This is a genomic window from Actinoplanes sp. NPDC051633, assembly GCF_040681735.1.
Taxonomy (GTDB): domain Bacteria; phylum Actinomycetota; class Actinomycetes; order Mycobacteriales; family Micromonosporaceae; genus Actinoplanes.
The window spans coordinates 1-5,739 of record NZ_JBFAZH010000456.1; the positions used below are offsets into that span (position 1 = coordinate 1).

2 protein-coding genes are annotated in these 5,739 nt (G+C 66.6%); both read right to left on the minus strand.

Translation table 11 applies throughout. The features are described from left to right. The coding region (locus tag AB0M20_RS23670; RefSeq protein WP_364301546.1) for a DUF4265 domain-containing protein at positions 1–424 on the minus strand (424 nt) is incomplete at its 3' end. Between the two features lie 51 nt (positions 425–475). Beyond that, on the minus strand, positions 476–5,739 hold a 5,264-nt coding region (locus AB0M20_RS23675; protein WP_364301548.1), incomplete at its 5' end, for a polymorphic toxin-type HINT domain-containing protein.

Sequence of the window (5,739 nt, forward strand, 5' to 3'; positions counted from 1 at the left end):
GCTCCTCGCCGGCATCCAGCACCCGCTTGATGCCCGCGAGGTCGGCCGACGGCCGCGCGTTCACGGCGACCATGGCGTATTGCCGCATCGCCTCGGCCTCGACGCCGAATGCAGAAAGGGCCTGCAGAACGCCCCCGACTCCCGTCTCGACGTCATCGTCCATCGGAATCACCCGGAGGGTGCAATTCCCGGACCATTTCAATTTCTCGGCAAAGGTCGCGCGGCCATCGCTGACATTCTCGACCTGCACCAGATCGTCCAGGGCGATGTTGCGGACGAACAGAGGAATGCTGTCGATGCGGGCGACGCGGGGGCCGATGAGCACCGCCCAGAGATCCTCGCCGTCGGCCGGAGGCCAGCCCTCATCGTCGCGCTCGAGTCCGAAGTAGACCTTGATGCGCTCGGTCGGCTCATCAGGTGTCACGACGTCCGCCTCCTCTCCTCAGCCGGGCCGGCCCACCATACCAAGGTCGGCTCACAGCGGTCCCTTCGGTGTGTTGGACCACTCCTCGTTGCAGAGAACGCAGGTGACGCGCAGGTTCCATGGTGAACCCGGACCACCGAGCGACTGGGGCCAGATGTGGTCGATGCGCGTTTCGTTCGGCGCCGGCCGCACGCCACTTCTCGATTGCGTCGCGGGAATCGTTTCGATCTGGCAGTCGTCGCACCGCGTCTTACCGGCATTGTTCCGGCGACTTTCCGCGATGGTCTTTCGCTTTCCAGCAGGAGTAGCCTTCTTGCCGGCACGGCTCATATCGGCCTGCAGATCGGTGGTGACGCCTCTCGAGTCGACCGCGAACCGCGCTTTCTTGCAGTTGTGGACGAGCACCGGGGTGTCGCCGACGCGGACGTAGTAGGTGTGGATGCCCTCGACCGTGAGGTTGTGGACCTCGCGGTTCTCCGTCCAGGACGAGGTGCCGATGACCCGCACCAGGTCGCCGTCCGGAGTCCGGACCTCGTCGCCGGCCGCCAGGTCGCCCGCGTCCACGAAGGCGCCCTTGTTCTCGGCCCAGATCGGGTGGCCGTCGGTGGCGATGACGGTTCCGCTCGCGCTTCCCGCCGGCCCGTCGGTGTCGACGGTCACCGCGACGAGATCCTTCTCGCCGCTCCCCTCGATCAGGGCCACGACCGGCCTCGCCGCCGAGATCCCGAGCTCGGGGTCGGTGGCGAGCACCTCGTCGCCGACCTTGATGTCCTCGATGGCCCGGTAGGTCCCGTCGGCCATGAGCACCGACGTGCCGGGGACGAAGCTGTTGGCCGCGCAGTTCGCGCCGCGCGACGCGGCCGTGCCGCCGCTGCCGGAGCCGCCCTTCGAGGCGCCGCCGCCGGCTCGGGACGGTGATCCGCCGCCTCGGGATGCTCCTCCGCCGCCCGCCTTCGCCGGCCCAGCGCTTCCACCGCCCCCGGCCGCCTTGGCTCCGCCGGTCGGTCCGCCACCGCCGGAGGCGGCCTTGCCCGGCGACGGAGCGGCCTTGCCACCGGCCTGCGCCGTGTTGGCCGCCTTGGCGCCGCTGCGGGCCGAGTCCGCCGCCTTGCCGGCCGACTGCGCCGCGTCGACGCCCTTGGCCGCGTACTTGCCGGCCTTCACCGCGGACGCCGCGTACCCGGCGAACGGGATGGCCGATGCCGCGGACAATGCCGCGTTGCCGTAGTCGCCCTCGGCGGCATACCAGGCGGCGTTCGCCAGGTCGGCCACCTCACCGACGCCCGGCACCAGGCCGGCCACGTCGAGCGCCGCGTGCCCGATGTCGCTGAGCGAGAAGTGACCGTCGATCTCCACCTGCGAGATCGGGTTGCCGCCGCCGAACGCGTACCGGTTGTTGGTGAACGGGTCGGTGGTCAGGTTCATGTCGTCCAGGGCGCCGTTGTAGTTGTCCTGGGTGAGGAACCTGTTCAGGCCGGGGTCGTAGTCGCGGAACCCCATGTCGTAGTCGCCGGAGGACTGGTCGAACCGCTTGCCGTTGAAGCGGTACGCGTTGTACGGCTCCCGGTTCGGGTCCTCCGGGTTGCCCGCCTCGGGCTTGTCCACCCCGGTGAACTGGCTGTCGTCGTTCTTGCCGTAGGCGGTGTATCCGTACGTCGCGCGTGAGTCACCCTGCTCGTCGGTGATCTGCTCGACGTCGGTGTGCGGGTTGTAGCCCTGGTACGACGTCTCGAAGCTGCCGTCGTCCTTGAACTTGGCCTGGGACAGCAGGTTGCCGTCCGGGCCGTACTGGTAGGTCTTGCGGAGCTTGCCGCCCTCCTCCTCGGAGAGCATCTGGTCGGTCAGCCCGACGTACGAGAACGTCGTCGTCTTGTCGTTCTGCTTGCGGGTGAGCTGCCGGTCCAGCGGGTCGTAGGTGTACTCGGTGTCCCCGCCCGGGTTCCTGGTGTGCTTGGTGACCCGGTCGAAGCCGTCGTAGGTGTACTTCTCCGTCTCGGTCTGCGACGGCCCGACGAGCGTGGACGACTGCCGGCCGAAGTCGTCGTACTTGTAGGTGGTCCCGATCCCGGCGGTCGTCGACTCGGTCAGCCGGTTCCGGTCGTAGTCGAACGTGGTCGGTGTGTTCTTCACCTCCTGCCGGATGACGTTGCTGTTGGCGTCGTGCAGATACGTCTCGGTGCCCGCCCCGCTACCGGTCTTGACCTGCTCGCGGATGCGGTCGCGCGGGTCGTACTTGTAGGTCGTGGTGGTGTCGATGTTCGCCGACTTGTTGTCCGCGTTCTGCTTCTTGCCGGCGTCCTTGGCGCGGTTGCCGTTGGCGTCGTAGTCGATGGTGTGCTCGTTGACCACCGTCGTGCCGTTCGACTTCTTCTCCACCTGCCGCTGCAGCTGCTGGTCCAGGTAGTAGTCGTAGGTGACGGTGTTGCCGTTGCCCTTCTTCTCGGTCTTGACCTGCTGCCGCGGGGTGTACGTGAAGGTCGTCGTCTTCGCGTCCGGGTCCGACTCGGTCTTGCCGTTCTTGACGCTCTTGACCAGGTCGGTCTCGTCGTAGTCGTACTCCGAGAACGTCTTGTCGTGCAGCCGCTTGAGCAGGTTGTCGTTGATGTCGTAGCGGTAGCTCGTGGTGTTCTTGACCGCGTTGCTGAGCTTCTCCTCGACCTTGTCGATGCGGTTGACGACGTCGTAGGCCATGACGTACGTGTCGATCTTGGCATCGTTGCTCTTGTCGAGCATCTGCGTCAGGTTGGCGTTGACGTCGTACGAGTACTCGAAGTTCTTGCGCGGCTTGTTCCCGCCCTCGCCGTCGTCGGTCTGGGTCTTCTGCTTGCCGTCGGGGAAGAACGTCCAGTTCATCTGACGCGTCTTGCCGTTCGCGCCGACCACCTTGCGGGAGGTCTGGTTGCCGACCGCGTCGTAGTCGTACTCGGTGCGGATGTCCCACGGGTCGGTGCTGGTGCGGTTCCAGCCGTTGTCCCAGTACGTGTACGTGGTGTCGGCCCGCGTCGTCTCGCCGTCGGAGGGCGGGGCGCTGACCTTCTTGGTGTTGCCCACGATGTCGTACTCGTAGATCGTCGTGGCGGCGGTCCGGTACCGGGACTCGCTGTCGTCCTGGTCGTAGGGCTCCCGCTCCTCCTTCACCCGGTTCAGCGCGTCGTAGACGGTGACCGAGGTGAAGTCGTTCGGGTCGGTCGTCGTGTCGACACCGCGCGGCGACTCGACGTGGGTCTGATTGCCGACCTCGTCGTAGCGGTACTTGGTGGTCCGGTAGGTGATGTCGCCGCCGGACTCCCGCTTGTGCGGCGCCTTCTGCTGCTCGAGCAGCGCGCGCGGGTCGTACTTGTACTCGGTGCGGTTGCCCTCCTGGTCCTGCGACACGACCAGGTTGCCGTCGCGGTCGAACTCCGACTTGGTGAAGTTGCCCTTCGCGTCCGTCACCACGGTCCGGCGGCCGTTGAGGTCGTAGTCGTACTTCTCGGTGAAGTCGTTCGGGTCGGGCGTCGCGGACTTCTTCTGATCGGCGTACGTCTTGACGTTGCCGACGACGTCGTACGAGGCCGTGCGCTCGCCGCCGTTGGCGTCCCTGGCCCTGAGCACCTGGTTGAGCTCGTCGTAGGTGTAGGTGGTGGCGTAGTCGTCGGGGTTCGCGGTCAGCGTGCCCTTCGGCTGGGTCTCGCGGCGCAGGTTGCCGACGTTGTCGTACTCGTAGGTGGTGATGCGTTCCGGTGCGCCGGTCGCGTCGTCGGGCTGCTTCTGCCAGGCCAGCCGGTCCGCCGGGTCGTGTCCGGACTCCATGATCGCGCCGTTCGCCGCCTTCTCCCGCACGACGTTGTCGTTGCCGTCGTAGGCCGGGCCGGGCGTGACGATGAAGGCGTTGTTCGCCGCGTCCTTCGGCTCACGGGAGCTGAGCGGCCGGCCGAAGATGTCGTAGGTGTACGACGAGGTCTTCGACGCCGCATCGGTGATCGCGACGACGTTGCCGATCTCGTCGTACTCGTACGTCTCCACCTGTCCGAGGGCGTTCTTGATCTTGGTCGGGTAGCCGACCGGGTCGTATTCGAGGTATTCCGTCTTGTTGTCGTTGGCGTCCGTGGCGGTGAGCTGCTGACCCCATGTGTCGTAGGTGTAGACCGACGTGTAGTCGCCCGCGGTGGCGGTGGCGTTGCCCTGCGGATCGGTGACTGACGTGAGGTTGCCGAACCCGTCATAGCCGAACGAGTGCTTGTGCCCCAGCGGGCTGGTCTTCGCCGTCAACTCGGCGGTGTGACCCTTGAGCCCGAAGCGGTACTCGAGCTTCTGCGCCGGCCAGTTGTTCTTGTTCGCCTCCGGATCGCGGATCTCCAGCGGCAGACCGGTCTTCTCGTCGTAGACCCAGGTGGTGATGCCCCCGTTGGCCTCCTCCATGCGCCGGACGTTGTTGTCCGCGTCCCAGGTCAGCTCGGTCTCGTGGCCCTGCGCGTCGGTCAGCAGCGTGGGCCGGCCGAACCCGTCGATGGAGTACGTCGACGCGTGCCCGTTGGCGTCGGTCACCACGTTCTCGATGAACGACCCGGTCGAGCCGTCCGAGTCGCGATAGGTGAACGCCGTCGACTTCTCGTTGCGGTCGCTGACGTGCTCGGCACGCGACCTCAACAGGGCGCCGGCCGACGTCGGGTAGTAGCCCACCGTGGTGCCGTTGCCCCGCGGGTCGTCGACGCGGACCATCTTCGGGTTGTTCAAGCCACCCGCGTCGTCGTAGTAGAAGCCGAACGGCTTCTCGTCCGGATCGCCCTGGCCGTCGATCAGCTCGCGCAGCTGGCCCTTCTCGTTGTAGGTGAGCGTGACCCGCCGGCCGGTGATGTCGGTGATCGCCCGGAGCTGGTTGACGATCTGCGCGTTGGTCAGGTTGGCGCCGCTGCGCCGGTCGTCGGTGTTGCCGACCAGGTAGTCGTACGCGTCACCAGTGTTGAAGTACTCGAAGGTCAGCGTGCGCCGGCCGGTGGCGTCGGTGATGTACTTCAGCACGCCGGTGTTGCGGTTGCCGATCTTCACCCGCTCGTACGTGAAGCGCAGGTCGTTGCCGTTCTTGTCGACGACCGCGGTCTGGTAGCCGTCGGAGTCGAAGAAGAACTGGCTGCGGTCCGGCCGGGTCATCACCCATTTGCGCATCGGGTCGCTGTCGCCGTTGCGCTGCAGATAGAGGTGCACGCCGGCCGGGCTGTCGTAATCCCAGTCCGCCTCGTTGGCGCTGTTGTGCTTGTTCAGCTCGAAGAAGTGGCTGGTGCCGTCGCCGTCGGTCAGAGTGATCTTCGCCGGCCAGCGCGGGTCGAGCCCGGAGA